Below are 26871 nucleotides of genomic sequence, written 5' to 3' on the forward strand. Positions count from 1 at the left end.
GAACCATGACTACTGCTGCACGCTTCGCCGGACGGACTGCCATCGTGACAGGCGGCGGCGGTGGCCAGGGTCGCGAGGCCTGCCTGCTATTCGCTGCTGAAGGGGCGTCGGTCATGGTTACGGACATCGACAAGGCCGCTGCCGACGCCACCGCGGAGCTGATCACGGACCGCGGTGGTGTCGCCCATTCACTCAAAGTTGACGTGTCCTCCGAGGAGGACATCAAAACCATGGTCAGCAGTACCATCGAACGATTTGGCCAGGTCGACATACTACTCAACAATGCGGGCGTGGGATTCTCCGCGTCATCGCGTCTGACGATGGCGGGCGTTGTCGACACTCCCACAGACCACTGGGACGCGATCCTCAATATCAACCTCAGGAGCGTCGCGCTGGCATGCAAGTATGTCCTGCCCCACATGGCAGCGCGCCGATCCGGAACGATAGTAAACACGTCGTCAATCAGTGGCTTGACGAGCGTGCCCGGCGCCGACGCGTACACGGCCGCCAAGGGTGGCATCATTTCGCTGACACGGGTCATGGCTAGCGACTGGGGCAAACACGGTATACGCGTCAACTGCATCTGCCCCGGAGCCGTGGACACGCCTATGATTCGCGAAGCACTCGCAGCCGGGCTAGGCGAGCTTGTTGCTACTCGAACGGCATTGGGTCGCCCCGGGAGACCCGAGGAGATAGCCAAGGTTGCGGCATTCTTGGCATCCGACGACGCATCCTACGTCACCGGTGCCGTGATTCCGGTTGACGGCGGATGGACCTCTCAGTAGCTGGCCCGATCACGGCTATTTCAAACCGACCACCGGGCGATGTTACGACACTCGCCCGGTGGTCGTCTTTGTGACGAGGGGCCGGCCGTCTGAGGAGGATGTCGGGCCGGCGTCGCAGTAAACAACTTGCACCGGTCCAGGGCGCGAGACGGCGGCCTGGCCGCGTGATCGGGGGGCCAGCTTGGGCGGCGATCTCCAACACCGCTAAGGTGTAGGCCGGCGAGTCCACCGCAGTGGGGGGCGTGGGAGGCCTGGGCGTTCACGCAGTTCAGCTATTACGGATGATCGGCGCAAGTCCCATCATTGCCGTCGACCCCTGCCTGGTGCCCGGGAAGAGGCACTTAGCCGCGGCGCCGACGCATCCCTGGATCCGACAGAAAGCGGCTTCGCCGACAAGATCCTTCATCTCAACGGCGGCCGAGGAATCGATGCTCCGATTAACTTCGCCGGTTTCCCGGGCATCGACGAACAGATCTTGCCACTTCTGAAATCGAACGGAGCGCTTGACCATCACGGGCTTGAGCGGCAAGCCGTTCACGGTCGAAGACTCTATTTCACTGATCAGGAACCAGTACACGATTCACGGACACTACGGATACCTCCCGCCTCACGTCGAACAGTTGGTTCGTCTGGTTGGCTGGGGCCGCATCAACCTTTCCCGATCCGTCTCGGACCACATCCCGCTCGAGCAGGCAGACGACGCGGTCCGCCGCCTGAGAGACAAGATCGGCGATCCCATTCGGCTCGTCTTAGTGCCCTAAAGGTGCCGGACACGTGACGCCATCCACGGTGCGGCCGGCGTCGACATGAACGCAGCGCCTTCCGTATCGCGGGTGCACTGTCTGGTCGTCGCGTTGCGCCGTTTGAACGCGATGTGGACGACGGATTAGTGGCGGGCGCCACGGTTTCACTAAGCGTCATTGCTGCCGTCTGGCTCGTCGAGCCAGCCTATAAGTTGGCAATAGTCACACGTCCGGGCTCCGGACGTGCGCGTCACCAACGCCGGAACCCGCTCCGGCGAATATCAGGACCGCATTGACGCGCGCACGCCCTGGACGAGGACGGGCCCGCCAAGGCCGTCCACCTCGACGCCGCCCGACTCGCGGGTCCATAACCCAACAATATGAGGAGACTCCCCGCATGACCACAACTAACGCCACCTCCCGTCCCACAACGACCTTCGGCACCTTCCGCTTCGGCGGTGACCCGAAATCAACCGCCTTGGCTACGGCACGGTGCAGCTGGCCGGCACGGGCGTCTGGGGCCAGCCGAAAGACCGCGACCAAGCCATCCGGGTGATCAAGGGCGCCGTCGAGCTCGGCGTGAATTTCTTCGACACTGCCGACAGCTACGGACCTGATGTCACCGAGGACCTTCTACGCGAGGCCCTGCACCCCTACTCTGACGATATCGTCATCGCGACGAAAGCCGGCCTCGCCCGCCAGGGTCCCGACCTCTGAATGCCCGTCGGCCGCCCCGCCTAACTCCGGCAGCCGAGATGAGCCTCCGCAGGCTCGGGGTCGACCGCATCGACCTGTTCCAGCTCCACCGCATCGACCCCGATACCGCTCTCGAAGACCAGGTCGGCGAGCTGAAGAAAGTCCCAGGACGAAGGCAAGATCCGGCACATCGGCCTCAGCGAGGTCACCATGGGGAGGCCGAGGCAGCGCTGAAGATCGCACCCATCGTCTCTGTACAGAACCTCTACGACCTCACGGACCGCTCCCCGGAGGAGCTGCTTGACTGGTCCACTGAGAAGGGCATCGGGTTCATCCCATGGTTCCCGTTAGCGACCGGGAGGCTCACCGGTGAAGGCAGCCCGCTCTCTGAGCTCGACAAGCAGCACGACGCGTCACCGTCGCAGCTAGCCCTCGCCTGGCTCCTCAAGCGCTCCCCCGTGCTGCTCCCGATCCCACGAAAGTCGAGCGTCGGGCACCTCGAGGACAACCTCACCAGCGCGACCATCGAGCTGACCGACGACGAGTTCGAGGCCTTGTCAAAGGCCGCCGCACAATTACCCAGCAGCACACCTAGGTTTGCCCCGAGCACCGCACCCGGGGCCGACGTCTGTGTGCAGCAAGCCGAATCAACCCAAATCAGCCAGATATTCGGAACCAAGTGTCCCTCACTCTGTATGGAACAGATGGACGTTCCACGCACCGAAGACTCCCTCCCTCTGGCACCCTGAAGGCATCAGGAGTACCGTCGATTGGAGAATCGGCAGCGACGGGGGCAGCCGCTTTGGGCCAAGGTGCACTGACCTTCTTTTTTGAAGGGGCCGGAGATGGCGGGATGGAATGCTGACACGGCGGCAGGTCCTGTAGGGGCCGGGACGGTCACGCTGGTCGAGGGATCGTCCTTCTGCATCTCCTTGTCGAATGGGGACATCTATCCCGAACTTCCGCATGGCCTTTTTGTGCAGGACACTCGAATCCTTTCCCGCTGGAACCTCACCATCAACGGCCGGGCGTTGGAACCGCTGGCGGCGGAGATGAAGGAGCCGTACCGGGCCCTGTTTATCGGCCGCGTTCCTCGCACGGATGGGTATGCTGACAGCCCGCTGATCGTGGAGAGGCTACGCGAGGTGGGGGTGGGTATCCAGGAGCAGGTCACCATCCGAAACTACTCCGCGGAGCAGGTCGATTGCGTGGTTTCCCTCGGGGTTGAGGCCGACTTCGCGGACCTCTTCGAGGTGAAGGAGGCTCGGATACAGCGGCGTTGGGACGAAACCCGCCAAACGGAAGGGGACGCCCTTACCATCCGCGGTGTCTGGCAGGATATCTGGAAGGGCATGGCCGTCCAAGCTGCTGGAGCGGATGTCACCGCGCGGGCCTTTTCGTACGACGTGTCCGTTGCCGCCGGCGGCGAGTGGAGCACGGTTCTCACCGCGGTGCCCGACCCTGAGGGAACCAGTCCCGCCGCGTCGTTCATCCACACGGACGGGGACGATTTGTCCCCCCGTGACCGGCGACGGCAAGATTGGGTGGCCAGGATTCCGGTGCTGCACATCGGAAACAGGTCAATCGAACGGACCTTACGGCGCAGTTACGACGACCTTGGGGCGCTCCGCATCGAGGATCCGAACCACCCCGACCGCGTGGTGGTGGCCGCAGGTGCGCCCTGGTTCATGACCCTGTTCGGGCGGGATTCCCTGTTGGCATCCCATATGGCACTGCCAGTGGATCCCTCGCTGGCCTTGGGCACGCTCCAGACCCTCGCGGATCGTCAAGGAAACGTGGTGGATCCGGTGACCGAGGAGGAACCGGGGAAAATCCTGCATGAGGTCAGGTTGGATGTTTCCAGCGGATTGTCCCTGGGCGGCAAGTCCACCTACTACGGCAGCGTCGACGCGACACCGCTGTTCGTGGGCGTGCTCGGCTCTGTCAGCCGTTGGGGATTCGCCGCGGACACCATCGCCGCCCTGCTGCCCCATGCAGACCGGGCACTGGAGTGGATCCGCGATTACGGGGACAAGGATGGCGACGGATTTGTCGAGTATGAACGCCTCAACCCCCAGGGGCTGATCAACCAGGGCTGGAAGGACTCCTGGGACGGGATCAATTTTGCCGACGGGACCCTGGCCCAGACACCGATCGCCCTCTGCGAGGTCCAGGCCTACGTCTACCAGGCGTACATGGCCCGCGCGTGGATGGCGTACGACGCCGGCGATGCGGCCATGGCGGATGAGCTTGCCGATCGGGCGGCCAAGTTGAAGAAACAGTTCAACGAGCAGTTCTGGATACCCGAGCGCGGGTACTACGCCGTTGCCCTCGATGGGAAGAAGCGGCAGGTCGACGCTTGCGCTTCCAACATGGGCCACTGCTTGTGGTTCGGCATCGTAGATGAGGACAAGTCCCCGCAGGTTGCCGAACGGCTGATGTCGCCGGAAATGTTCAGCGGCTGGGGAGTGCGGACTCTGGCCAGCGACATGCGTGCCTACAACCCCGCCAGCTACCACAACGGATCGGTCTGGCCCCACGATAATGCAATCATCGCTGCCGGCCTCCTCCGCTACGGCTTCGTGGCGGAAGCTCAGCGGATCTCCACAGCCCTGTTTGAGGCGGCCGAGTACTCCAACGGCCGCCTTCCGGAACTGTTTTGCGGCTTCAGCAGGGATCAGGTCTCCGAGCCTGTACCCTACCCAACGGCATGCTCACCCCAGGCCTGGGCGGCGACCACACCGATCCTGCTGGTGACAAGCCTGATGAGATATGACACTCACGTGTCCCGCGGAGGCCTGTGGATGGATCCTGCACTCCCGGAGTCCTATGGCGATCTGCACATCACCAACGCGCCTTTGGCCGGCGGCCGGATCACCATCGACATCGCCAAGTCCGTCCCATCCGTCCAGGGACTGCCCCAAGGGATCGAATTCCACCGCGGGCACCGGCCATGGATGACGGAACTCGTGGACGAAGCGAGTCGTCGCCCAAAGGCTTAGGGAGGCACCAGCCGAGCCGCCTGTTCAAATCCCTGGCATACGCATCTGCCTCATTTCCCGGCAACGGACTCGATTTCCTCTATACGCCGCGAGGTCGAGAACGCTGACCCCGAGTGATTGGACCTTTCCGCAAGCAGCATCGCATACATCGCGGGCACACGATCGAACATGGTGGCCCGGTGCTCTTGGATATGTTTCAAGGCTCGGGGCGCGTCAAAGCGCTTCATCAGCACTACACGGCCACCGACCATGAAAGTGCCATTGATGACGACATTCCCGTAGACGTGCGCTGCCGGCAGGGCGGATACGACTATGTCGTCTGCATTACGACCGTGCATCGTGGCAGTGTAGGCACAATTGAGCACAAGCGAGAGGTGCGATTGCATGGCCCCTTTCGGCCGGCCCGTTGTCCCTGATGTATAGGCGATGCACGCCAGCGCGCTGGGGTCCACGGAGTAGGGCTGAAATTCCGAACCGTCTTCTGAGAGCAGCGTGGAGAACGGCAACGCATGTTCATCGCTTGAATCGAAGGAGACAACAAGCGTCAGTGTGTCAACGCCCCGCAAAGCCTCACGGACAGCTTCGAGCCGATCCGCTGAGGTTATTAGCGCTTTGGCCCCGGAATTTTTGAGTGCAAAACTCACTTCATCCCCGGTGAGCATGACGTTCAGGGGATACACAACCGCGCCGATCTTCAGCACGGCATGGTAGGACACGATCCATTCCCAACAGTTCTGGGCGAAGACGGCGACACGATCCCCCGCACTGATACCACGGCGGGTGAGACCAACGGCCACACTGCTGGACTCACTATCGAGCTGAGCGAAGGTGAGCTGACGCTCGTCCGTCACCAATGCCACCTTGTTTGGCCAACGCCGAGCGAGCCGAGGAAGCATCTGGCCCAGTCCATCGAGCGGAGGGAATACACGCATCTGCGTCGTGCTGGTGGAAGTCATGGCACAACTCCTTTGTTGTCATGGAGGCGCTGTTAGAACGCCCCAGTCGATTCCCCGTGAACGCCGAGGGTTTGATGTCAGCGGATCACCGGCGGTCGCCCTGACCAGAAGAGGACGACCGCCCGGCGATTGAAGCTGTAGCCCGCTCTTCGATCCGAACCAGGAGTCAGCGGTCCGGACGCGTTGCCTAGTTCTTGGTCAGCAAGTGCTCGACAAACCAATCACGGGCCGCCGTCGAACTCACTTCGAACCCGCTATCTGTGTATGCATCGAAGTGGCCCCCCTTGAGTAGCTGGATCTTCTTGGGGTGGGCGGCGGTCTCGTACGCGGCACACGCGAGTTCACCCGCCGCGAGCCGGTCGTTCGGTGCTACCACCATGAGCAACGGAGTCGGAGCAATGAGAGGGATCCATTTTCCGGGTTCATACCCGCGAAAATTTTCCAGCGTGAGCAGGGTGACTTCGTTTCGCCATGAGGGCGCACGCTCGGCTGAGGTGGTTTCGAACCACTGGTAGGAGTCGGGAGTGGGCAGCGCGGACATGGCTGTGGGGTCCTCGTCCACCACAGGGATGAGAGTCGGTTCGGCCCCTGACATGATGGCCTGCCGCTCCTGGGCGAACATGTCGTCGATCGCAGCCCAATTATCGATGCGGACCAGTTGTCGGAAGGAGACCGAGCCCGAGCTCAACGGGACCTGTCCTACGATCGCTTTGATTCGACGATCGATGGCCGCGGTTATGTACGCATGAGCACCCGCGTAGCTTGAACCCCACAGCCCGATCCGCTCGGCATCGACGTCATCACGGCCCTGCGCATAGGTGATTGCGTGCCGGATAAAACGGACCTGAATCCAAGGGTCGATCTCCTGTCGCGGAGTGCCCGATACGGCGTCGCTTGCACCGAACCCGGGGTGGTCGTACACGACGCAGGATAAACCAGCTGCTTGGAACACCTCGGCATACTGGTCTAGCCACATTTCCTTCCGGAGCGGCCCAGTCCGGGCCGGCGGCACTAAAAATGGCCGGAGTCGCCCTGGACGAAATCGATATCGTCGAACTCTACGACTGCTACTCATTCACCGCCATGATCACCCTTGAAGACTACGGATTCTGCGCCAAAGGTGAAGGAGGCGACTGGTCCAATTTTCACCGCGGCAAACATGTCCAGGTGTACCGCGATGCGGAAGTGCTGGCTGCCGGAACTGTGGACGACACCATGCCAGACGGAACCGGAGTCGGGCTCATCCAAGAAAAGGAACGCGGAAGCCGCTTGTTCCACGAGTCTGAACAGTTGAGGATCCGCAAGGCTTAGATAGCAGTACCAAGACCACGGACAAAGCAGACGTGGACCCGTTAGATACCGCCGAGCTGCCTATAGACATTTCGACGCATCAATGACTGCTGATTCTCTCGGATTTTCTCGGAGGACTGGCAATGTGAGCCCGCGCCGCTTATCGTGTCCGCACACCTCAGTAGCCTCAATCTTTGCGGGGCGCGGTCGATCCGTCCCTTCGACCGGGATCTGCTCGTTACAGTAACAGGAGTCGGAACCAAGGTGAACTACGGGCTCGACAAGGTCCGCTTTCCGGCACCGACTCCGGCCGGGGCAAAAATACGCATGACAGCAACGGTTGCCGAAGTCACCGAAGTGCCCGGAGGCTACCAGCTCACCGTCGACCAAACAATCGAACAGAAAACGGGACGAAACCAGTGGCCGTCGCCCGAGGTTTGTACAGGTTCAAGCAGGATAACGGGTGCCCGGGATGCCCACCACTGGTGCGCATCCTGGGGCCGCTGCCTTACTCCCAAGCCAGCCGCCTGGTCTCCGTCAATCAAAATAGCGTGCCCTTCGGCATGCGCGCCATTCTGCCCCGGCAGGATCGCAACCGGTGGCGGCTCCAGTTCAGAGGGGTCGGCCGCGAAGATGTTGACACCCAACACCACAGAAACGGCACCACTTCAGTGGCAGATTGTGAAAACTCTTCTCTAGCAGAACGCTCGAGCGCTCGGCTAGGGAGCTACGCGGGGGTGCCGGTCCCGTGGTCGCTATCAGCCCGGGTGGCCAGTGCGTCGTTGGCGGCATTGATGTAGGTGGCGATGGAGTCGCGGTTCCGGGTGAGGAAGTCGATGCGCTGGGTCATCCGGTCTCGCTCCTGGGCAAGGATTTGGACGAGCTCTGGCTCGATGTCCTCCGGAACGATGCCTCGAGGGGTGTCTAAGCATGGAAGGATCAGCGCGATGATCTTGGTTGGGATACCGCTGTCGATCAGGCCTCGGATCTGCACGGCACGGTCGATCAAGTAAGGCTGGTAATCGCGGTAGCCGTTGTCGAGACGGGAGGGTCGGATGAGTCCTTGCTCCTCGTAGTAGCGCAGCGACCTCGTGGGCGTGTTCGAGAGTTTCGCGAGTTCGCCTATACGCATGGGAAGTTCCTTCAGAAGTTTTTTCGTGGCCGGCTTGACATTGACACTAGTGTCAACGATGCATTCTAGTTGTATGACCCGACGGCAGGAACACGAAGCAATCGACCGCCCCTGGTCTGATATTGACCTGACACCCGATGAGCGCGCTGACCTCGTGGTCGAGGCGATGAGTGAAGATGAGAAATTTGCCTGGATCTCCGGACCCATCGCCATCCCCATCCCGGGCCATGCGCCCCTTCCCGATGAGGCCCTCGGCTCGGCCGCGTACTATCCGGCAATCGAGCGGTTGGGGATCCCCGCCATCCAGCAGTCCGATGCGAGCCTTGGCGTAACGAACCCTGGCGGTATCAGGTCCGGTGCCGAAGCGACAGCTTTGCCGTCGTCGCTGCTTCTCGGTGCGACCTTCGACGTCGACACCGCCCGCGCGACGGGTGCGCTCGTGGGGCGTCAGGCCCGTGCGCAGGGATTCGCCGTGCAGCTCGCCGGCGGGGCGAACCTCGTCCGGGAAGCCACCGGTGGCCGCAACTTCGAGTACGTCTCCGAGGACCCGCTCCTCACCGGCAAGATCACCGGTGCTTCGGTGGCGGGCATCCAGGAACAGGGCGTCGTGTCGACGGTGAAGCACTTCACCGCCAACGGACAGGAAACCGGACGAGTACTCGCCGACTCCCGCATCGCCGAGGCCGCCCACCGGGAATCTGACCTACTGGCGTTCCAGATCGCCATCGAAGATGGCCAGCCGGGCTCCGTGATGCCCGGTTACAACCTGATCAACGGTTACTGGGCGAGCGAGAACGCCCACCTGATTAACGACATTCTGAAAGGTGAGTGGGGTTACCGAGGCTGGGTCATGTCAGATTGGGGTGCCACCCACAGTTCTGAGAAGGCCGCACTTGCCGGCCTCGATGTGCAGTCCGGTGCGGACTTCGATCCTGAGGTTTACTTTGCCGGCCCACTTCGCGAGGCGGTGCTGGAGGGGCGGGTCCCGCAGTCACGGATTGATGACATGGTTCGTCGCCAGCTGCGCGAACTCTTCCGCGTCGGCGTCCTCGACAACCCGCCCGTCCCCGGTGGCGTCCTCGACATCGCCGGGGACAACGCCTTTGCGCAGGCCGCCGCAGAACGAGGCCTCGTCCTGCTCAAGAATGACGGAGACCTCCTGCCAGCGGCGACCGGCCTTAGCCGTGTCCTGGTCGTCGGCCGGCACGCCGATACTGGAGTGCTTGCCGGGGGCGGATCGTCCGCCGTCACTCCGGCGGGCACCACGAGTGAACCCTCCGGCATCGATCGCACCTGGGCCGATCGGGTCATCCACCCGTCCTCGCCCCTCGAGGCCATCCGCGCGGAAGCTCACGCCACCCACGTCGACTTCATCGACGGCACCGACACCACTAGGACCCTTGAGGCTGCCGCGAGAGCAGATCTCGTCGTGGTGTTCGCCGAAGAATGGCGCGCCGAGGGCTACGACATGCAAGGCGTCAGCCTCCCCGACGGGCAGGGCGATCTGATCGAGGCGATCGCCGCCGTCAATCCTCGAACCGTTGTCGTCATCGAGTCCGGTGGTGCCGTCAGCACTCCCTGGGCACGATCTGTCCCCGCCGTGATCGCGGCGTTCTATCCCGGCATCGGCGGCGCCCAAGCCATAGCAGGGGTCATCTTCGGACGGGTAAACCCCTCCGGGCACCTCCCCGTGACCTTCCCCAAAAGCATTGACCAGCTGCCCCGCCCGGAACAGCTCGACCCTGCCGCGACGACGTCGAACCCGAACCAAGACATTGTCGGTGACATCGTCGAGATCGATTACGACATCGAAGGCAGCGACGTCGGCTACCGCTGGTTCGCCCGGGAGGGGCACTACCCCGACTTCCCCTTCGGGTGGGGCCTGTCGTACACGACGTTCGCCTTCAGCGGCCTCACCGTCACAGCCCACGGCCCGGACCTGCGGGTCAGCGGATACCTGTCCAACACCGGGGACCGGGCCGGTGCCACGGTGGCTCAAATCTATGTCGCTCGGGTGAACTCCGACACAGCTGACTACGTTCACCGTCTCGCCGGCTTCGCCCGGGTCGACCTCGAGCCGGGCGAAACCCAGCCCGTCGACGTCGTTTTCGAGCCGCGCATCCTCGCCTCCTGGAACGACACCGAAGGCGGCTTCCACCTCTCCGGGGGCAACTACGAAATCCGGGTAGGCACACACTCCCTCGACGAAGACGGTCCCACTCAGCGCATCGAGCTGACGGCGGCACCAGTGCCCGCAGCACCGTCCCGCCATTGAACCAGCGCCCGCGAGCGCGCATTCCCGGGCCGAAACCTCCGGCCCATGACCCAGCTGGCAGTCGTCTAGCGATGACCCAGCTTTTACAGTCAGCCCGCCACACGGGCTGCTAGCAGAGAAGGAACACCCATGTCAGACAAAATCGTCACCATCATTCACGAATCGCCCTCCTACTGGCGAGTCATCATCGACAACCCGCCCATCAACCTGTGGGACCCGTCGCTGTTCGCTGACCTAAACGTCCTCATGGACGACATCGAGCGCGACGCCGACCTGAAGGTCGTCGTGTTCGAGAGCGCCAACGAGGACTTCTTCGTCAACCACCACGACCTTGGCAACAGCGACCTCCCCGACCGTCCCGGCGCCAAGCCGTTCTCCTCCTGGCCAACGTTCGTGACGCGCCTGGCGAACTCCTCCGTCCTGAGCATCGCAAAGGTTCGAGGCCGCGCCCGCGCCCAAGGGTTTGAATTCGCCCTCGCCAGCGACATCCGCTTCGCCTCCCGTGAACGAGCACTCTTCGCCCTCGTCGAAGCTGCCGGCGCGTCCGTCCCCGGTGGTGGCGGTACCGAATGGCTCGTCGCGCTCGTGGGACGCTCCCGAGCCCTCGAGATCGTCCTCGGAGCCGACGACTTCGACGCCGACACGGCCGAACTCTACGGCTTCGTCAACCGGTCCATCCCCGACAACGAACTCGACGACTACGTTGACGCCTTCGCCCGCCGCATCAGCCGCTTCGAAAAGCGCGCCCTGCAGTTGGCCAAGAAGATGGTCAATGCCCGCGCCGGTGTTCCCTCGGAAGCTGACCTCTGGACGTCCAACCACATCCTCTCCGAGGTCAACAACTGGCCCGAAGGCGCAGCAGCACTCACCAAGCTCCAAGCCGCCGGGTTCGGCAAGGAAGGCGAGTTCGAGCTGAACCTCGGACACCAGATCGGCAACCTCCCCGCCTGACCTGCACATCCCACCACACCACCAATCTGGTACCGCCTTGAAAGGACCAACCATGAGTGCATACGTAGTCTACGTCCGGGACCGAATCACCGACCCCGATGAGTTCCGCAAGTACGAAGAAAAAGCCCCCGCCGCATCGGCCGGGCACACCGTGCACCCCCTCGCCTTCTACGGCGAGGTCGACACCCTTGAGGGCGCACCCGTCGACGGTGCCGCAATCCTTGAGTTCGCCACAATCGAGGAAGCCCGCGCCCTCTACGACAGCCCCCTCTACCAGGAGGCCATGAAGCATCGCCTCAAGGGAGCCGAGTACCGCGTTTTCATCGTCGAGGGCGTCCCGGCCTGACCTGCATTTCCCGTGCTGTCGGCGGCCGGGTCACGCGACCTGGCCGCCGACACCACCCCCGCGCAGCACCCAGCGGACACACAACGAAAAGAAAACAGTCATGACACAGAACAAGAAGATCGGCGTCGGCCTTATCGGCGTCGGCGGATGGGCCACGTACGGCCACCTCCCTGCAGTGAAAACCGTTGACAGCATCGAGGTCGTCGCGGTCTCGAGCCGCACGAAGGCCAAAGCCGAAGAACTAGCCCTAGAGCACAGCATTGCGCACGCCTACGACGACTACAACGACCTCATCGCCCACCCCGATGTCGACCTGGTGGTCATCCCCGCGCCCGCACCCCAGCACAAGGAGTTGATCCAGGCCGTCATCGCCGGCGGTAAGGACGTCTACAGCGAGTGGCCCCTCACCACCAACACGGCTGACTCCGAAGAGATACTTGCCCTTGCCGAAGCGAAAGGAGTCCGACACGTCGTGGGACTTCAACGCCGGCTCTCTCCCAGCGCCCGATACACCGCCGATCTCATCGCACAGGGGTTCATCGGGCAGATTCGCGGTGTGACCATGTCGGTCGGCGTTGACGCATTCGGCGCCGAGCTGCCCGAGAGCGTGTCGTGGGTGCTCGATCCGACGAACTTCGTCCACCTCTTGCCGGTCTACCTCGGGCACTTCGGCGACCTACTCTTCTCCACAGTCGGGCCGCCGGCGACCCTCACGGCTCTGACCTCGAACCACATCCCGGAAGTCACCATCACAGAGACCGGTGAGAAGGCGACGAGCGGCGTCCCTACAGAGGTCGTGGCCATCGGCGAACTTCGTGACGGGGGGCTGTACTCGATCCAGCTCGAGGGCGGCCAGAAACTCAAGACGGGCCTGCAGATCGTCATCACCGGTTCCGGTGGCGCCCTGCGCATCACCAATCCCCGCGGCTTCCAGAACGAGAACGACAACACCGTCGAGGCCATGACCGGAGACGCGACCACCTTCAGCGCCCTGCCAGTCCCAGACGAGTACACGTACCTCGACCAGGGCGACCTGGACGCCAGCGTCCACGACGTCTCCTACCTCTACGCCGCCTACGCCAACGACGTGCTCCAGGGCACCTCAACCGCCCCCAACTTCCGCGACGGCGTCCGCATGCATCACCTCATCGACCAAATCACCCGCACCGCCGAGCACTTCACCGCCCGCCAGGACACCGGGGTCATCTGGTGACGCCAGGCGTGACATCTAGCGCAGCGGAAATGCCGCCACTTAGCGCTGCAGTTCACACACGAGGAGCGCTACCCATTGGGGCCACGCATGGTCTAATCCTCGGGGTTCCGCAACCTTTGCGTTGAAAGCCAGAAAAAATGCCGGCAGGGCACGAATGTAGTTACCCCCGTGAAGCGTGGAGTATACGAAGGAATTCAAAGAGCGCGAGGAGCTGCTTCAACAGCTCGAAGACCGTGGCCTCGCGACTCCTGACCGCGCCGAGGCGCTCAACTTCCTCACACGCGTCGGCTACTTCCGTTCCGGAGCGTACCGATACGTCTTCCGGAGGCTGCTCCCGGGCCACGGGCGCTGTCTGGGTATCCCGATGATCGTTCCAGTGCGGGCATTGGCGTGGACGCAACGTCGTGACCCGTGGATGAAGCTCCCTCGTTGGCGCGCTGAACTGCACCTAGCTGTGTGCTCCCCCGTGTCTTCTATTTGAGCAACTGGCGGGCGAGGGTTGTGTCGGTGACGACTGATGTCACTAGGCCGGCGGTGATGGCAGCGCGCATGGCCCCTGCTTTCGAGGATCCACCGCCTACGCCGATCACCTCGGGTATGCTCCTGAGCTGATGTGCCCTGACGGCGATTGTCCGGTCGTCGAGGGTGGTGATGATTCGGCCGTCCTCAGCGAGGAGGGTTGCCGCCACCTCGCCCACCACACCCTGGGCGAGGAGGTCGCTGGCGAGTCCGAGTTCGCGGGCTGCGTCGTAAAGCTGCGAATTGGGGGGGGCCCAGCTTCCTACCGCCACTACGCCTTTGGTGACGCGGCGGAACTGGGATGCCGCCTCGTGGATGACCGGGTCATGAAGCAGCGCCCGCGCGGTTGCCGAATCGCGGACCACAAGGGGGGCGAAGATGGGCCACATCTTTCCACCGGCAATGCGTTGGACCCGGCGAAGAATCTCTACCCCGTGTTCAGTGGCCTGTCCGGCCACTCCGCCCAGGGCGACAACGTCACACCTGGGGAGGACCTCGAGGAAACCGGCGACCGCGTGGACGGTCCGACCGGAAGTGAAGCCGATGACGTCGCCTTCTTCGACAATTTCCGATAGGAGGTGTGCTGCAGCCTTGCCGACGTACTCCCGCACGATGTCGTTGGTGTCTCCCGGTGCCGTTACGACGATGGCCCTTTGCAGATCGAACTTCGTGCGCAGCTGCACCGAGAGGTCCGGGTCGATCAGATCCCCTGCGCTGATGTCGAACCTGATGATGTTCAGCTCCCTCGCCTGATCGAGCATCCTCGCAATCTTGAACCGCGACACCCCGATTTCCTCGGCGAGTTCGGACTGCGTTGCGTTGTCAACATAATGGCGCCGCGCAACGTACGCCATCCTTACCCGTTCATCCGGTCCCACCATGGGCTTCACCGCCTTCCACACTTAGTACTGTATCACTCAAACCGCTCAATTGAGCGCAGCTCTTGCACGATTGTTGTGATGAGTCTTACAGTGGGATGCATTAGCGGCGGGCGACGGCGTCCGACGCGGAAGGAACAGAAATGACCACCGCATCGACGGGGATGAGGCCGACGGATCCCCCCAGTGACGCTTCGAACGCTCCATCCACTCTGGAGTGCCGGGGCATCGAAAAAGCGTTCGGCGGCGTGCCCGTACTTAAGGGCGTGTCGCTCACGTTGGAAGCCGGCACCATCACGGCACTGGCGGGTGAAAACGGTGCCGGCAAGTCCACTCTCATGAAGATCGCCTCCGGGCAATACCGTCCTGACAGTGGCGAGGTGTTTGTCCGCGGTGAAGACCTGCACGCGGGAAATACCCAGATGGCACACCGCCTGGGCGTCAGCATCGTTCCGCAGGAACTGGCGTCGGTCCCTGACCTGAGCGTCTACGAAAACATCTTCATCGGCCGGGAGATCCGCGGAGTTTTCGGCCTGCAGCGCAAAGCGATGATCGAAGAGGCTCGCAAGAACCTCGAAGTGTTCGGCGTCAACGTTGATCCCACAGCCCGCATGGGCAGCCTCCCTGTTGGCATCAGGCAAATCGTCGAAATCATCAAGGCAACAAACACTGGAGCAAAGGCAATCCTGCTCGACGAGCCCTCCAGCGCCATCGCAGAACGGGAAGTCGAACGGCTGATCTCTGTGATGCGGCACCTGCGCGACCGCGGCGTCGCACTGCTCTTCACCACACACAAAATGGAGGAGATCCGGGCTGTAGCGGACAGGGTCGTCGTTCTGCGCGACGGAAACCTTGTGCTCGATCAGCCGCTGGCCCTCCTGACCGACGACGACATCGTCACAGCCATGATCGGCCGCGAACTCGAGGACCTTTTCCCGGATCGCAACACCCCCGGTGAGGAAACCATCCTGGAGATCGACAACCTGGAAGTCGATGGAGCCGGGGGGCCGGTCAGTCTTTCGGTCCGGCGGGGCGAAATCGTCGGACTCGCCGGCCTTGTCGGGGCGGGACGGACCGAACTGCTCGAAACCGTATTCGGAATCCGTCGCCCCCTGGGCGGCGAGGTACGAGTCTCCGGCCGTGTCGTCAAGAAGCACTCCCCCTCGGCAGCGATCGCAGCGAAGATCGCGATCGTCCCCGAGGACCGCAAGGGAGCGGGTGCTATCTTGTCCATGGACGTGCTCGACAATGCGAGCCTTCCCCGGCTCGCATCGTTCTCCACCGCAAGCCTGCTTAAACAGGGCGCCCGCCGAGCGGCGGTCCGCAAAGCAACCGAGTCGGTGCGGCTCAAGAGCCGGGGCTTGAACCAGTCCATGGAGACCCTTTCCGGCGGAAACCAGCAAAAGGTTGTTCTTGCCCGGTGGCTAACCGGACCGGTCGATGTGCTGATCCTGGACGAACCTACCCGAGGCGTCGACGTCGGTGCCCGCAGTGAGATCTACCGCATCATCGTGGCGCTGGCATCCCAGGGAATGGCCGTCCTCATGGCCTCCAGCGACATGCCCGAAGTACTCAGCCTGTCCCACCGCGCCCTTGTCATGCGGGGCGGGGAAGTAGCCGCCGAACTTAGCCGCGACGATCTTGACCGGACCGATGTGCAGGACAAAATCTTCCGCCTCGCCAGCGGACTGTCCTAGTGAAACTCAGAGGAAAATAACCATGACGACAGTTACTGCAAGCCCGACCACTCCGCGGTTCTCGCGCGAATGGTTCCAGAACCTCGCCATCCGCTACGCGATGGTCATAGTAATGCTCTTCGTTATCGCGTTCTTCCTGTACCGCAGCGCCAGGTTCGGGACCATCGATAACATCACCACGATCCTTATTGCAGCGGCCCCCTTCGCGCTCATAGCCTTGGGACAAACCCTGGTCATCCTGACCGGAGGCATCGACTTGTCGGTGGGGAGCGTGATCGCACTCAGCGCCATGTCCGGCGCACTGTTCGCCAAGACCTTCCCGGACCAGGTGTGGTTCGCCGTTCCCGTGGCCGTACTCGTTGGATTGGTTGCCGGAGCGATCAACGGGGCCGTCATTTCGCTGATAAATGTCCCGCCCTTCATTGCGACACTCGGAATGCTGACTCTGGCCTCTGGCCTGGCCTTCGTCGTCGGGGGCGGCGCACCGATCAACGGTCTGCCTGCGGCCTTCGGCCAGATCGCCAATACCCAGATTCTGGGGTTGACCGTTCCCGTGGTCCTCATGATCATCGGCCTCGTCGGGTTCGGCCTCATGATGCGCCGAACCACGTACGGTCTGCGGATCTACGCAGTAGGCGGGAACCGGATGGCATCTGAAATTGCCGGAGTGAAGACCGGTCGCGTGCTCTTTAGCGTCTACGCCATCAGCGGCGCCCTGGCAGGACTCTCCGGCATCATGCTGTCCTCCCGCGTCATCAGCGGGTCCCCGACACTGGGCCAGGGGTATGAGCTGGATGCCATTGCCGCCGTCGTCATCGGCGGAGCCAGCCTCATGGGCGGCCGCGGCACGATCTGGGGTACCGCCCTTGGGCTCCTCCTCATCATGACCCTGAACAACGGCCTGGACATCCTCACCGTTCCGGCTTTCTGGCAGGACGTCATCAAGGGCGTGCTGATCGTGACCGCCGTCGCCGTCGACGTCTGGGCGAGCAAACGCCGCACCTAGTACCGCTTTTCAACACCACAACCTGAAAAACCCACGCAAGGAGATCGAATCAATGAAGATTACTCAGCTTATTCGCCGCGGCACTGCCGTGGTCGCAACCGGGGCGCTGGCATTGACGCTGGGCGCTTGCGGAGCCGGAGACCCCAGCGCCCAGCAGAACGCCAGTGAGGGCGGAAAGAAATCTGTCAGGGTCGGAGTCACGGTCTACAACATGTCTTCCTTCATCACCGAAGGCAAGGAAGGCATCGACAAGTATGCCAAGGACAACAACATCGAGATCCTCTGGAATGCCGCCAACAACGATGTCAGCACCCAGGCAAGCCAGGTCGACCAGTACGTCAGCGCGAAGGTCGATGCCATCATCGTCGTTCCAGTCCAAGCGGACACTCTCCAGCCCCAGATCGCAGCAGCCAAGGCCGCCGGCATCCCCGTCCTCGACGTGAACGCAACACTGAACAACCCGGACATCACCGCCAGCGTCCAGCCGGACGACGTCGCAGCCGGCGCGCAGGAAGCCGAGATGATGATGAAAAAGATCGGGAACAAGGGCAACATCGTGGTTCTCCAGGGACCCTTGGGCGGGTCCGGTGAAATCAACCGCGGCAAAGGCATCGATCAGGTCCTCGCCAAGAACCCGGACGTGAAGGTTCTCGCCAAAGACACGGCCAACTGGAGCCGCGAAGAAGCCGTCAACAAGATGAAGAACTGGATTTCCGCCTTCGGCGGGGAAATCGACGGAGTCATCTCCCAGAATGACGACATGGGCCTCGGCGCCGTCCAGGCCCTCCGCGAAGCAGGACGCAGCGGAGTTCCTGTGGTCGGTATCGACGGCATCGAAGACGGCCTGAACGCCGTCAAGAGCGGTGACTTCATCGGCACCTCCCTCCAGAACGGCACAGTGCAGCTCGCCGCAGGTGTGGCCGTCGCCGCAAGGATCGCCCGCGGAGAGGACGTGAAGAAGGAATACACGTACCTCATGCCGCCGATCACGACAGAAAACGTCGGCGACGCCATCAAGCACGTCGTCACTGAGCGCGATCCGTTCCTCGCGAACCTGAGCAAGCTCACGGACGAAAACCTGCAGACCGGCGACGTCGCCTACGAAGGCCTCCCCGGCCAGAAGAAGTAACCGCACATTTCACTCCTTGTTTTGGGCCGCGGTTCTGAACCGCGGCCCAAAACCTCCAACCAAGATTGGTACTCCATGACCACTTCGAGCATCTCCGCCGACAGCATCGTCGACGCAGCCCGGGCCGCCATCCGCCGGGAGGCTCGTGCCGTTGAAGGACTAAGCAACCAGATTGACCGGTCATTTGCCCTGCTCGCACAGGACATCCTAAAGCTCAGCGGCAAGGTCATTACCACCGGAACCGGAACGTCCGGGATCATGGCCGAACGCCTCGCCCACCTCCTCGCTGTTTCGGGAACTCCTGCGTTTTACCTGCCGTGCCTGGACGCCCTGCACGGCGGCATGGGTGCCATCACTAAAGGGGACATGGTTGTGGCAATCTCCAAGGGCGGCCAGTCCAGCGAACTTATTGAACTTGTCACCCGCCTGGGCGAACGGGGTATCCCCGTCGTCGCCGTAACCGAAAATCCTGCTTCGCCGTTCGCCAAGGCAGCCCAGCTGGTCGCCGCGGTCAAGACCGAACCCGTGGACGCCGATCCGGGCGGATTGATCGCCATGGGCTCCACCCTCGTCGCCGGCGCCTGGGGCGACGCACTTGCCACCGTCCTGATGGCCCTGCGCGGGCAAACTTGGGAGGAAGTGGTGCACATCCACCCCGGGGGCGTAGTCGGCCAGCAGACCGAGCTCCCGCCCGACGTCGAACTGTAGGTCCCGCCGTGAAAAACGCACCTCTAGTCGCCGGAGTCGACTCATCGACGCAGTCATGCAAAGTGCAGCTGCGCCACGCTGAGACTGGCTTCCTCATGGGCGCCGGAACTGCCCCGCACTCCCCCACCTACCCCCCGCTGAGCGAACAAAATCCCGCAGAGTGGTGGGGTGCCTTTACCACCGCATTCCGCCAGGCCCTCGCAGCCGCGGGAGCATCTCCGGATCAGGTATCGGCAATATCCGTCGCAGGCCAGTGCCACGGGCTGGTTCCCCTGGATGAGACGAACACCATCATCAGGCCTGCCAAACTCTGGAACGACACCACCTCTACCCCAGAGCTGATGACGCTGCGCGAACGCATCGGCGACGAAAACTTCGTTCGCTCCGTCGGCTCACTGCCCACCGCTGCCTTCACCATCTCCAAAATTGCCTGGCTCGCAGAACACGAACCGGCAAACTTCCAAAAACTTCGCCGCATCCTGCTGCCGCATGACTACCTCACCTTCCGGCTGACCGGCCGGTACGTGACAGACCGGTCAGAAGCATCCGGAACGGGCTACTTCGACGCCGCAGCCAACCGCTACCTCCCGGAATTCCTCAACCGCATTGCCGACCGCGAGTGGGAAGACATGCTCCCCAAGGTCCTGGGTCCGGATGAACCCGCCGGCCAAGTGAGCCCCGAAGCAATGACCGAACTAGGCCTCAAGGGGCGCATCCTGGTCGGTGCCGGCGGTGGCGACCAGCATGCTGCAGCCCTTGGCCTCGGCGTTCAAAGCGGAGACGTGGTGTACTCCTTCGGCACGTCCGGAGTGGTCTCCACCGTGCACCCCACCCCTGTCTACGACCTCAGCGGACTCGTCAATGGCGTAGCCGACATGACCAACGCATTCATGCCACTGGTCTGCACGCTGAACGCGGCTAAAGTAACGGACACCTTCGCCCGTATCCTCGGTGCAACGAGGGGCGAAATGGCCGAACTTGCCCTTGCAGCACCCGCCACCGATGGTCCCTCTCTCGCTGCATTCCTTGATGGGGAACGGACCCCCAACCGGCCAGCAGCCACCGGCATTCTGGCCGGAATCACCACCGCGACCACCCGCGAAGACATTGCACGCGCAGCATTCGAAGGAGTTGTCTTCGGTCTGTATCGTGGACAGCAGCACCTTGAGCGCAGCGGCGTGGACGTCTCCGGACGTGTTTTGGCGGTGGGCGGCGGCGCCCGTTCTGTCGCATACACACAGCTTTTGTCCGACATCACCCGCAGGCCCGTGCTTGTGCCGACCGAGGATGAAGCAACAGCCAGAGGCGCTGCAGTACAAGCAGCAGCCATCGCCTCCCAACGCAAAGTCGCGCAAGTCCGCGACGACTGGGCACCCCCGGCGGCCACGGTGGCAGAACCGCGCCCAGGTAGCCGGGAGGAGGCCTTCGCTGCCTACTGCCGGGTCGCTGATGTGGCAGAACTGGACGGCAAAACGTGATCGGAGAATCGAAAACCCCCACGCTGAGAATTGCCAAATGGGCCGGGAAGTTTGAACCGGAGATCATCAGCGGCAGCCTCTTCGCGGTGCAACCTCCCCAACGCCTTGAAGCGGCGAAAATTCTCAACCACGCCGGGCACCGCGTCCATATCGACTTCATCGTCTCGGCCGACGGTCTCCATGTCGGGGTTTCACCTGAGGAGCTGCTCCTCATTCGGGACGCCCTCCCCGATGCACGGCTTGACGTCCACCTGATTCTCCCGGAAACGGGCCTATCCCCAAGTGTCAGAAAAACCGCAGAGACGGCCATCAGGACAGCCCAAGAGATCAAGGCAGAGACCCTGGCTGCCTCACCTGAGGCACTGCAGACTTTCAACGGTGTCCTCAGCGAGCCTTCTGACCACCGCGTAGAAATCTGGGCTGAAGTCGCCGTAGGCTCCGACACAACAACCGTCAGCGGAGTCGACGGGGCGCTCGTCATGCTGATCGAATCCGGAACACGAAACCCTGCAGACAGAACGGAGCTGCACAAGGTTCCTGCCCTCGCAACGACAGGGAAGGTAGGAATAGACGGTGGTGTCACCGCCTCCGTGGCCACCGAGGCCTGGGAGGCCGGGGCAACCATCATAATCTCCGGCCGTGCCCTGTTTGAACCCATCCAAGAAAGGCGACTCATGTCGACTAGCAATCTCCCCGAATCCATGCGCACCAGCGTGCTGGTGGGCGTGAAGAATCTCACCATCGAGGACCGAAAGCTACCTGCTTACGGAACGGACGAGGTACTCGTCAAGATCGCCGCGGTCGGCGTCTGCGGTTCCGACGTCCACTACTTCCGACACGGCCGGATCGGCGACTTCGTCGTGGACGGGCCTCTGGTCCTTGGCCACGAGGTGTCCGGCACGATCGTCGCAGTCGGCGACAGCGTGGATCCCTCCAGGGTCGGCCAACGCGTGGCAATCGAGCCCCAGCGCCCCTGCGGAAAATGCCGTGAATGCCGCGCCGGGCTCTACAACCTGTGCCCGCACATGGAGTTCTACGCCACTCCCCCGATCGACGGCGCCTTCGCCGAATACGCCGTCATCCAGGACGCCTTCGCGCACGCCATTCCGGACAACCTCACCGACGAAGCCGCAGCGCTTCTGGAACCGCTGTCAGTAGCCATCACCACGATGAGAAAGGCGCACGTAGTACCTGGCAGCAGCGTACTGATCGCCGGGGCCGGACCCATCGGCATCATCTGCGCCCAGACCGCCAAAGCCTTCGGCGCCGCAGAAGTCATCGTCACAGACCTGGTGGCCGAAAAGCGCGAACGCGCCTTGAAGTACGGGGCAACCCGAGTCATCGACCCCGTAGAGGTTGACATCGCGAACGAAGGTCTGGACGTGAACGCGTTCATTGACGCCAGCGGCTCGCCCCGGGCAGTAACCGCAGGCATCAAAGCTGTCCGCCCGGCCGGCCACGTCGTCCTGGTGGGTCTAGGCAACCCGGAAATGACCCTGCCCGTGGAGCACATCCAGAACTACGAAATCAACGTGACCGGGATCTTCCGGTACACCGATACCTGGCCAGCCGCCATCCACCTCGTCTCCAGCGGCCTCGTGGAGCTGGACTCGCTCGTTACCGGCCGGTTCGGATTGGACCAGGCCGAAGAAGCCCTTGAGAGCGACCAAGACCCGGCCTCCCTCAAGTCTGTCGTATACCCCTCTAAGTGAAAGGAAATCCCATGTCACCATTTTCGTTGACAGGAAAAACCGCCCTCGTCACCGGTGGAAACCAGGGACTGGGCAAGGCATTCGCCTTCGGCCTGGCAGAAGCAGGAGCACGGGTCGCGATCGCCGGGCGCAGCGCAGAGCGCAACGCCCAGGTCGCCGCCGAAGCGAAGGAGGCGGGCTACGACTTCGTTACCATCACCGTTGACATAACTGACGATGCGCAGGTCACCCGCATGACCCAGGAAGCCATCACGGGGCTCGGATCCATTGACATCCTCGTCAACAATGCCGGAACGTGCTATCACAACGCCTCGTTTGACGTCACCGACGAGCAGTGGGCGAACGTCTTCGACCTGAATGTTCGTGCGCTCTGGAAGGCAAGCATTGCCGTGGGCGCCCACATGCGGGATAAGGGTGCCGGCTCCATCGTGAACATCGGTAGCATGTCCGGTCTCATCGTCAACCGGCCCCAGTGGCAGCCTGCCTACAACGCTTCCAAGGCAGCCGTTCATCACCTGACAAAGTCCCTTGCTGTCGAGTGGGCGCCCCACAATATCCGGGTAAACGCCGTCGCCCCGGGCTACGTGAAGACCGAGATGGCACCGGTCGACCGTCCCGACTTCCAGCGGTACTGGGTCGAAGACGCCCCTCAGCAGCGCTTCGCGCTCCCGGAAGAGATCGCACCGTCGGTCGTCTTCCTCGCCAGCGACGCTGCCTCCTTCATCACCGGTTCAGTGCTTGTCGCTGACGGTGGATACACGGCGGTGTGAGATGACTGAGCAGACATTGCGGCGCATCGTCGTCAACTCATTCGACGACATCGCCGTGGAAAGAATCCCGGAACCCCAGGCCGGACCCGGTGAGGTCCTGGTCCGCAGCACCATAGTCGGCATCTGCGGCTCGGACATGCATGCAGCCCACGGACGCCACCCCTTCATGTCCCTGCCTTTCTGGCCCGGACACGAAGTCGTCGGGGTCGTCACGGGTGTCGGCAGCGGCACCGCTCCGGACCTGAACGGCAAGCGCGTCGTCATCGAACCCAACCTCTCCTGCGGCAAATGCGACCAGTGCAAGGAGGGCAGGTACAACATCTGTTCCACCCTTGAGGTCTTCGGATGCCAGACCCCCGGCGGCATGACAGACATGTTTACCATCGCGGCCGACCGCGTCGTCCCTCTGCCTGACGATCTCGAGGACAAATGGGCAGCGTTGATTGAGCCCATGTCCACACCCGTGCACGCCGTCCGGCGCGCCGGCGATCTCACAGGCAAGCGGGTCGTTGTGCTCGGAGCTGGCCCGATCGGCCTGTTCACGGCTATCGCTGCCCTGCACGCCGGCGCAGCACGGGTAGTCGTGGCAGACATCCTGCCATCCAAGATGGATCGCGCCGTCCGGATTGGTGCACACGGCAGCTTCAACTCCAGCTCGCCGAAAGCTGCCGAAGAAGCCCTCGAAGCCCTACAGGGCAAAGCGCACGTCGTCTTCGACTGCGTCTCCCGCGAGTCAACCGTCCACCTCGCTATCGAAGTGCTGGACAAGGGCGGCAAGCTCATGACGGTGGGCGTGCCGAGCGGGCCGACGACAGTGGACCTGGACCTCGTCCAGGACCGCGAACTGACCATCATGGGGAACCTCATGTTCGTCCGCGAGGACGTACTTTCCGCTATTGAGCTGCTGCGCGAGAAACCTTTCCGGTACGAGGATATTGTCACCGCGACATTTGATATCGAGCAGGCCGCTGACGCCTTCCGGGCATCCGATGATCCCGAACAGGTCAAGGTCCTCATCACAGTAGGTTCCTAACGGTTCCACCAAGGAAACGGAGGCCGGCCTGCGGGCCGGCCTCCGTTCGGAAGGAGTTCAATGAGCGGTCGCTTGGACCCCGCCGGCGGCGAAAACCCCCACCATAATGAGCTGCGCAGTCTGGCCGAACGCGTGGCCGGCGACGCAGGAGCGAATGCACTCAAGCTCCGCCGCGCCGGAGTGTCGCTCCTCGGCTCGAAATCATCTCCCGAGGACGTCGTCACGGCAGCCGACCGCGAAACCGAAACACTGATCCGCCAACTCATCCAGGAGGCCCGCCCGGACGATGCCTTCCTCGGAGAGGAAGGCGGTTCCAGCTCCGGTTCCAGCGGCCTCACCTGGATCGTAGATCCAATTGATGGGACGGTGAATTACCTTTACGACATACCTGCCTGGGCTGTAAGCATCGCCGTCGTAGAAGGAGACCCCGACCCCGGAACGTGGAGGCTGCTCGCGGGTGCCATCCTTGTTCCCTCCCTGGGGGAAATCTACAGCGCCGCGCTGGGAGGCGGAGCGACCCTGAACGGAAAGCCGATCAAAGCCCTCGAAGCACCCAACCTGTCGCTGAGCCTCGTCGCCACCGGGTTCACCTACTCTTCGGAGCGGCGGACCGGACAAACCGCGATCCTGAACGGACTGATCAGCAGTGTCCGTGACATCCGCCGTTCAGGTTCCGCCGCCCTCGATCTGTGCTCGGTCGCCAGCGGCCGCGTCAACGCTTACTACGAATCCTACGTAAACCCCTGGGACCACGCAGCAGGCTCGATCATCGCACGGGAAGCCGGCGCCGTCGTCGGAGGCTTCGACGGCAACTCCGAAGGCTATGACCTGCTGATCGCCGCTCCCCCAGCCACGTACGCACGGCTGGAAGAAGCCCTCAAGCCACTGTATGGCGACGCCTCAATCCTTTAGCTGGCGACGCGCCAGCAGAGACCCCCAACTATGAAGACCACGAACAGGTGCGGGTCGACCCGGCGGCCAGCACATTGACCAACACGAGGAGCAGCAACATGGAACAGGAGTATGCCGGCAAGGTTGCCGTCGTCACGGGTGCCACCAGCGGGATCGGCTATGCCGTCGCCGAGCATTGCTCAACGAGGGTCCCTCGTCGGCGGCGTGGACCGGAGCGAAATTGTAACCGACCCCATGGCCCAGCTCCCAGGCAACTCCCACCACGCCATTGTGCGGGATCTAACAGATCAAGACGCCGTCCGAGAAGTTAGTTCCAGCGTCATCGCCTCGGCGGGCGCGCCGGCTGTCCTCGTCAATTCGGCCGGCATCGGACTTCTTGACACGGCCGTTGACGTTCCTGCAACCACAACACGAGACAGGCAGTCGAATAGCCGCCCCCGCAAATCGCAGAGTAGATTACCGTGGACACCCTGCACATCACCACACCGGCCGACCTCGTCAGCCTCATCGGCCACAGCCTCGGCTACAGACCTTGAGACCCTGGCCTGAATGTCAATCCAAGATGGCAGGATGGGCGCCACCGTCAGACTGGACCTGCCCACGCCACCTCATCTGCGCCCGAAGAGCCAGCGGTACATGCGCAAAGACCACGATGCAAAAGCGGTCCCTTCGCGGCCTTAGTCGACACCTGCCGGGGCGACGATCGCGACGCAGTTGTCGTCCCCCGCCGAAGAAAGCGCACAGCAATTGGCCCTAGCCGGAATGCCGACGCCGACAGCCGCTTGAGGCGGCAAACGAGATGATCCCCGAGGATGAACACACCGGATCAACTCATGTCGAAGTCCGCGTTCACGGTCAGGGACAGATATGACCAAGCACCCAGGCCCGTCGGCCACTCGGCTGAAGATCTCGGGCCCGCGCACCCCGATCCACCCTCACACCGTGGTGCTCCCCTCTCGCGGCGAGGGGATCCGCAGACGCACCACGTGCGCCGCTCCCAAACGCGGATGCCGCTACGCACGACGACCTGGTCTGCTCTCGAAAGGGTTTAGCTGGTAGCGCCCCTGCTCCCGGGATTGCGATGGTCATGTCGCCGATCGCCATCGCGGCATGAAAGGGTGACGAGGCCAACAAGGTCTCTAAAGTCAGGAGGCCATCATGTCCGACGACCACAACAGCTCAGGTTTCGGTCCGTGCGAACAACAAGCACCCTCGTCCTCGCATCAGAACATCGGAATCCACCGCGCCGAGCCCAGGCCACAAACCTACTGCGACCACTACTACTGCATGATGTCTCTGGCGGACTATCTGGCGTGGATCCAGAAGGACGATGGCAGCGAGCCGCCCATATCGTTCTCCAACATCTGACCCAAGGCCCGGCAGATCAACCCACATGCCAGTCCACCGTGAGCTTTGAACATGCCAACCATCCGGCCTTGCGTTCTAGCTAACGAGTCAGGAGGGGCCTTCTGGTCCCCCATCATCGCTGGGCGGTCCCTGCACGCAACCCGCGCGCTGCGCGCCGGGCATTCCCCCGGACATTGTTCCTCGGCGCTCCTGCGTCGCTTATTTCCTCACAACAATCTCCTCCCCCTGCCCGGTCCCCCGGGTTGCCCTCCGGTCCCTCATACCCAGCGGTG

At 62.8% G+C, this 26871-nt stretch carries 24 protein-coding genes; 19 read left to right on the top strand and 5 right to left on the bottom strand.

Annotated features, from left to right (window positions below):
- The first annotated feature begins 5 nt into the window (after positions 1-5).
- Positions 6-785: an SDR family NAD(P)-dependent oxidoreductase gene (locus tag AU252_RS01630; RefSeq protein ID WP_058929237.1), complete on the top strand. Its 780-nt coding sequence runs from the start codon at positions 6-8 to the stop codon at positions 783-785.
- Positions 786-1053: 268 nt separating this feature from the next.
- Here the strand turns inward: AU252_RS01630 and AU252_RS01635 are convergent, their stop codons facing one another.
- On the bottom strand, positions 1054-1362 hold the full coding sequence (locus AU252_RS01635) for a hypothetical protein (RefSeq protein WP_167349812.1): 309 nt from the start codon (positions 1360-1362) through the stop codon (positions 1054-1056).
- 658 nt (positions 1363-2020) lie between these two features.
- Here AU252_RS01635 and AU252_RS24765 point away from each other — a divergent pair.
- The 3 genes from AU252_RS24765 (at position 2021) to AU252_RS01650 (ending at position 5226) form a co-directional block, all read left to right on the top strand.
- On the top strand, positions 2021-2245 hold the full coding sequence (locus AU252_RS24765; protein WP_276203735.1) for an aldo/keto reductase: 225 nt from the start codon (positions 2021-2023) through the stop codon (positions 2243-2245).
- Positions 2246-2283: 38 nt separating this feature from the next.
- The gene (locus AU252_RS01645; RefSeq protein ID WP_276203736.1) at positions 2284-2973 is read left to right on the top strand and encodes an aldo/keto reductase; all 690 of its coding nucleotides are present in this window, start codon (positions 2284-2286) and stop codon (positions 2971-2973) included.
- Positions 2974-3069: 96 nt separating this feature from the next.
- Positions 3070-5226 carry an amylo-alpha-1,6-glucosidase gene (locus tag AU252_RS01650; RefSeq protein ID WP_058929240.1) on the top strand — a complete coding sequence of 719 codons (2157 nt, stop codon included), beginning with the start codon at positions 3070-3072 and terminating at the stop codon, positions 5224-5226.
- Positions 5227-5276: 50 nt separating this feature from the next.
- On the opposite strand, the gene AU252_RS01655 is transcribed toward AU252_RS01650, so the two are convergent.
- Together AU252_RS01655 and AU252_RS01660 are read right to left on the bottom strand one after the other, a co-directional pair.
- Positions 5277-6182: a long-chain fatty acid--CoA ligase gene (locus AU252_RS01655; protein WP_058929241.1), complete on the bottom strand. Its 906-nt coding sequence runs from the start codon at positions 6180-6182 to the stop codon at positions 5277-5279.
- Positions 6183-6369: 187 nt separating this feature from the next.
- Positions 6370-7194, bottom strand: coding sequence for an alpha/beta hydrolase (locus AU252_RS01660; RefSeq protein ID WP_430929461.1), 825 nt, complete (start codon positions 7192-7194; stop codon positions 6370-6372).
- On the opposite strand from AU252_RS01660, the gene AU252_RS24080 reads away from it, so the two are divergent.
- The gene (locus AU252_RS24080) at positions 7077-7493 is read left to right on the top strand and encodes a thiolase C-terminal domain-containing protein (RefSeq protein WP_430929462.1); all 417 of its coding nucleotides are present in this window, start codon (positions 7077-7079) and stop codon (positions 7491-7493) included. The two genes, AU252_RS01660 and AU252_RS24080, sit on opposite strands and share 118 nt — an antisense overlap.
- Before the next feature lie 706 nt (positions 7494-8199).
- Here the strand turns inward: AU252_RS24080 and AU252_RS01670 are convergent.
- Positions 8200-8604, bottom strand: a complete 405-nt coding sequence (locus AU252_RS01670; RefSeq protein ID WP_058929243.1) for a MerR family transcriptional regulator — start codon at positions 8602-8604, stop codon at positions 8200-8202.
- Between the two features lie 73 nt (positions 8605-8677).
- On the opposite strand from AU252_RS01670, the gene AU252_RS01675 reads away from it, so the two are divergent.
- The 4 genes from AU252_RS01675 (at position 8678) to AU252_RS01690 (ending at position 13389) form a co-directional block, all read left to right on the top strand.
- A complete protein-coding gene (locus AU252_RS01675; RefSeq protein WP_205630622.1) occupies positions 8678-10879 on the top strand; it encodes a beta-glucosidase in 2202 nt (733 codons plus the stop codon).
- 129 nt (positions 10880-11008) lie between these two features.
- On the top strand, positions 11009-11830 hold the full coding sequence (locus tag AU252_RS01680) for an enoyl-CoA hydratase/isomerase family protein (RefSeq protein ID WP_058929244.1): 822 nt from the start codon (positions 11009-11011) through the stop codon (positions 11828-11830).
- A gap of 52 nt (positions 11831-11882) precedes the next feature.
- Positions 11883-12176: a DUF1330 domain-containing protein gene (locus AU252_RS01685; RefSeq protein WP_058929245.1), complete on the top strand. Its 294-nt coding sequence runs from the start codon at positions 11883-11885 to the stop codon at positions 12174-12176.
- Positions 12177-12276: 100 nt separating this feature from the next.
- Entirely contained in the window at positions 12277-13389 is a 1113-nt protein-coding gene (locus AU252_RS01690; protein ID WP_058929246.1) for a Gfo/Idh/MocA family protein, read from the top strand.
- A gap of 473 nt (positions 13390-13862) precedes the next feature.
- Here AU252_RS01690 and AU252_RS01700 read toward each other — a convergent pair whose 3' ends face one another.
- The gene (locus AU252_RS01700; RefSeq protein WP_058932691.1) at positions 13863-14789 is read right to left on the bottom strand and encodes a sugar-binding transcriptional regulator; all 927 of its coding nucleotides are present in this window, start codon (positions 14787-14789) and stop codon (positions 13863-13865) included.
- Between the two features lie 140 nt (positions 14790-14929).
- Between AU252_RS01700 and AU252_RS01705 the strand changes: the two genes are divergently transcribed.
- From AU252_RS01705 to AU252_RS01750, 10 genes are all read left to right on the top strand, one after another.
- Entirely contained in the window at positions 14930-16483 is a 1554-nt protein-coding gene (locus tag AU252_RS01705; RefSeq protein WP_240484301.1) for a sugar ABC transporter ATP-binding protein, read from the top strand.
- Positions 16484-16505: 22 nt separating this feature from the next.
- Positions 16506-17489 (top strand): ABC transporter permease, encoded by a 984-nt coding sequence (locus AU252_RS01710; RefSeq protein WP_058929248.1) that lies wholly within the window; start codon positions 16506-16508, stop codon positions 17487-17489.
- Between the two features lie 52 nt (positions 17490-17541).
- A complete protein-coding gene (locus AU252_RS01715) occupies positions 17542-18618 on the top strand; it encodes a substrate-binding domain-containing protein (protein ID WP_099093363.1) in 1077 nt (358 codons plus the stop codon).
- A gap of 75 nt (positions 18619-18693) precedes the next feature.
- Positions 18694-19326, top strand: a complete 633-nt coding sequence (locus AU252_RS01720) for an SIS domain-containing protein (protein WP_058932694.1) — start codon at positions 18694-18696, stop codon at positions 19324-19326.
- 8 nt (positions 19327-19334) lie between these two features.
- Positions 19335-20804, top strand: coding sequence for a xylulokinase (xylB, locus tag AU252_RS01725; RefSeq protein WP_058929249.1), 1470 nt, complete (start codon positions 19335-19337; stop codon positions 20802-20804).
- 674 nt (positions 20805-21478) lie between these two features.
- Complete coding sequence (locus tag AU252_RS01730; protein ID WP_058932695.1) at positions 21479-22516, top strand: NAD(P)-dependent alcohol dehydrogenase; 1038 nt, start codon at positions 21479-21481, stop codon at positions 22514-22516.
- Between the two features lie 11 nt (positions 22517-22527).
- Positions 22528-23286 carry an SDR family NAD(P)-dependent oxidoreductase gene (locus AU252_RS01735; protein WP_058929250.1) on the top strand — a complete coding sequence of 253 codons (759 nt, stop codon included), beginning with the start codon at positions 22528-22530 and terminating at the stop codon, positions 23284-23286.
- A 1-nt stretch (position 23287) separates the two neighbouring features.
- Complete coding sequence (locus AU252_RS01740) at positions 23288-24319, top strand: zinc-dependent alcohol dehydrogenase (protein ID WP_058929251.1); 1032 nt, start codon at positions 23288-23290, stop codon at positions 24317-24319.
- A 60-nt stretch (positions 24320-24379) separates the two neighbouring features.
- On the top strand, positions 24380-25231 hold the full coding sequence (locus tag AU252_RS01745; RefSeq protein ID WP_058929252.1) for an inositol monophosphatase family protein: 852 nt from the start codon (positions 24380-24382) through the stop codon (positions 25229-25231).
- 1158 nt (positions 25232-26389) lie between these two features.
- On the top strand, positions 26390-26599 hold the full coding sequence (locus AU252_RS01750; RefSeq protein ID WP_058929253.1) for a hypothetical protein: 210 nt from the start codon (positions 26390-26392) through the stop codon (positions 26597-26599).
- Positions 26600-26871: the final 272 nt, after the last annotated feature.

It is taken from the genome of Pseudarthrobacter sulfonivorans (assembly GCF_001484605.1).
GTDB lineage: Bacteria > Actinomycetota > Actinomycetes > Actinomycetales > Micrococcaceae > Arthrobacter > Arthrobacter sulfonivorans_A.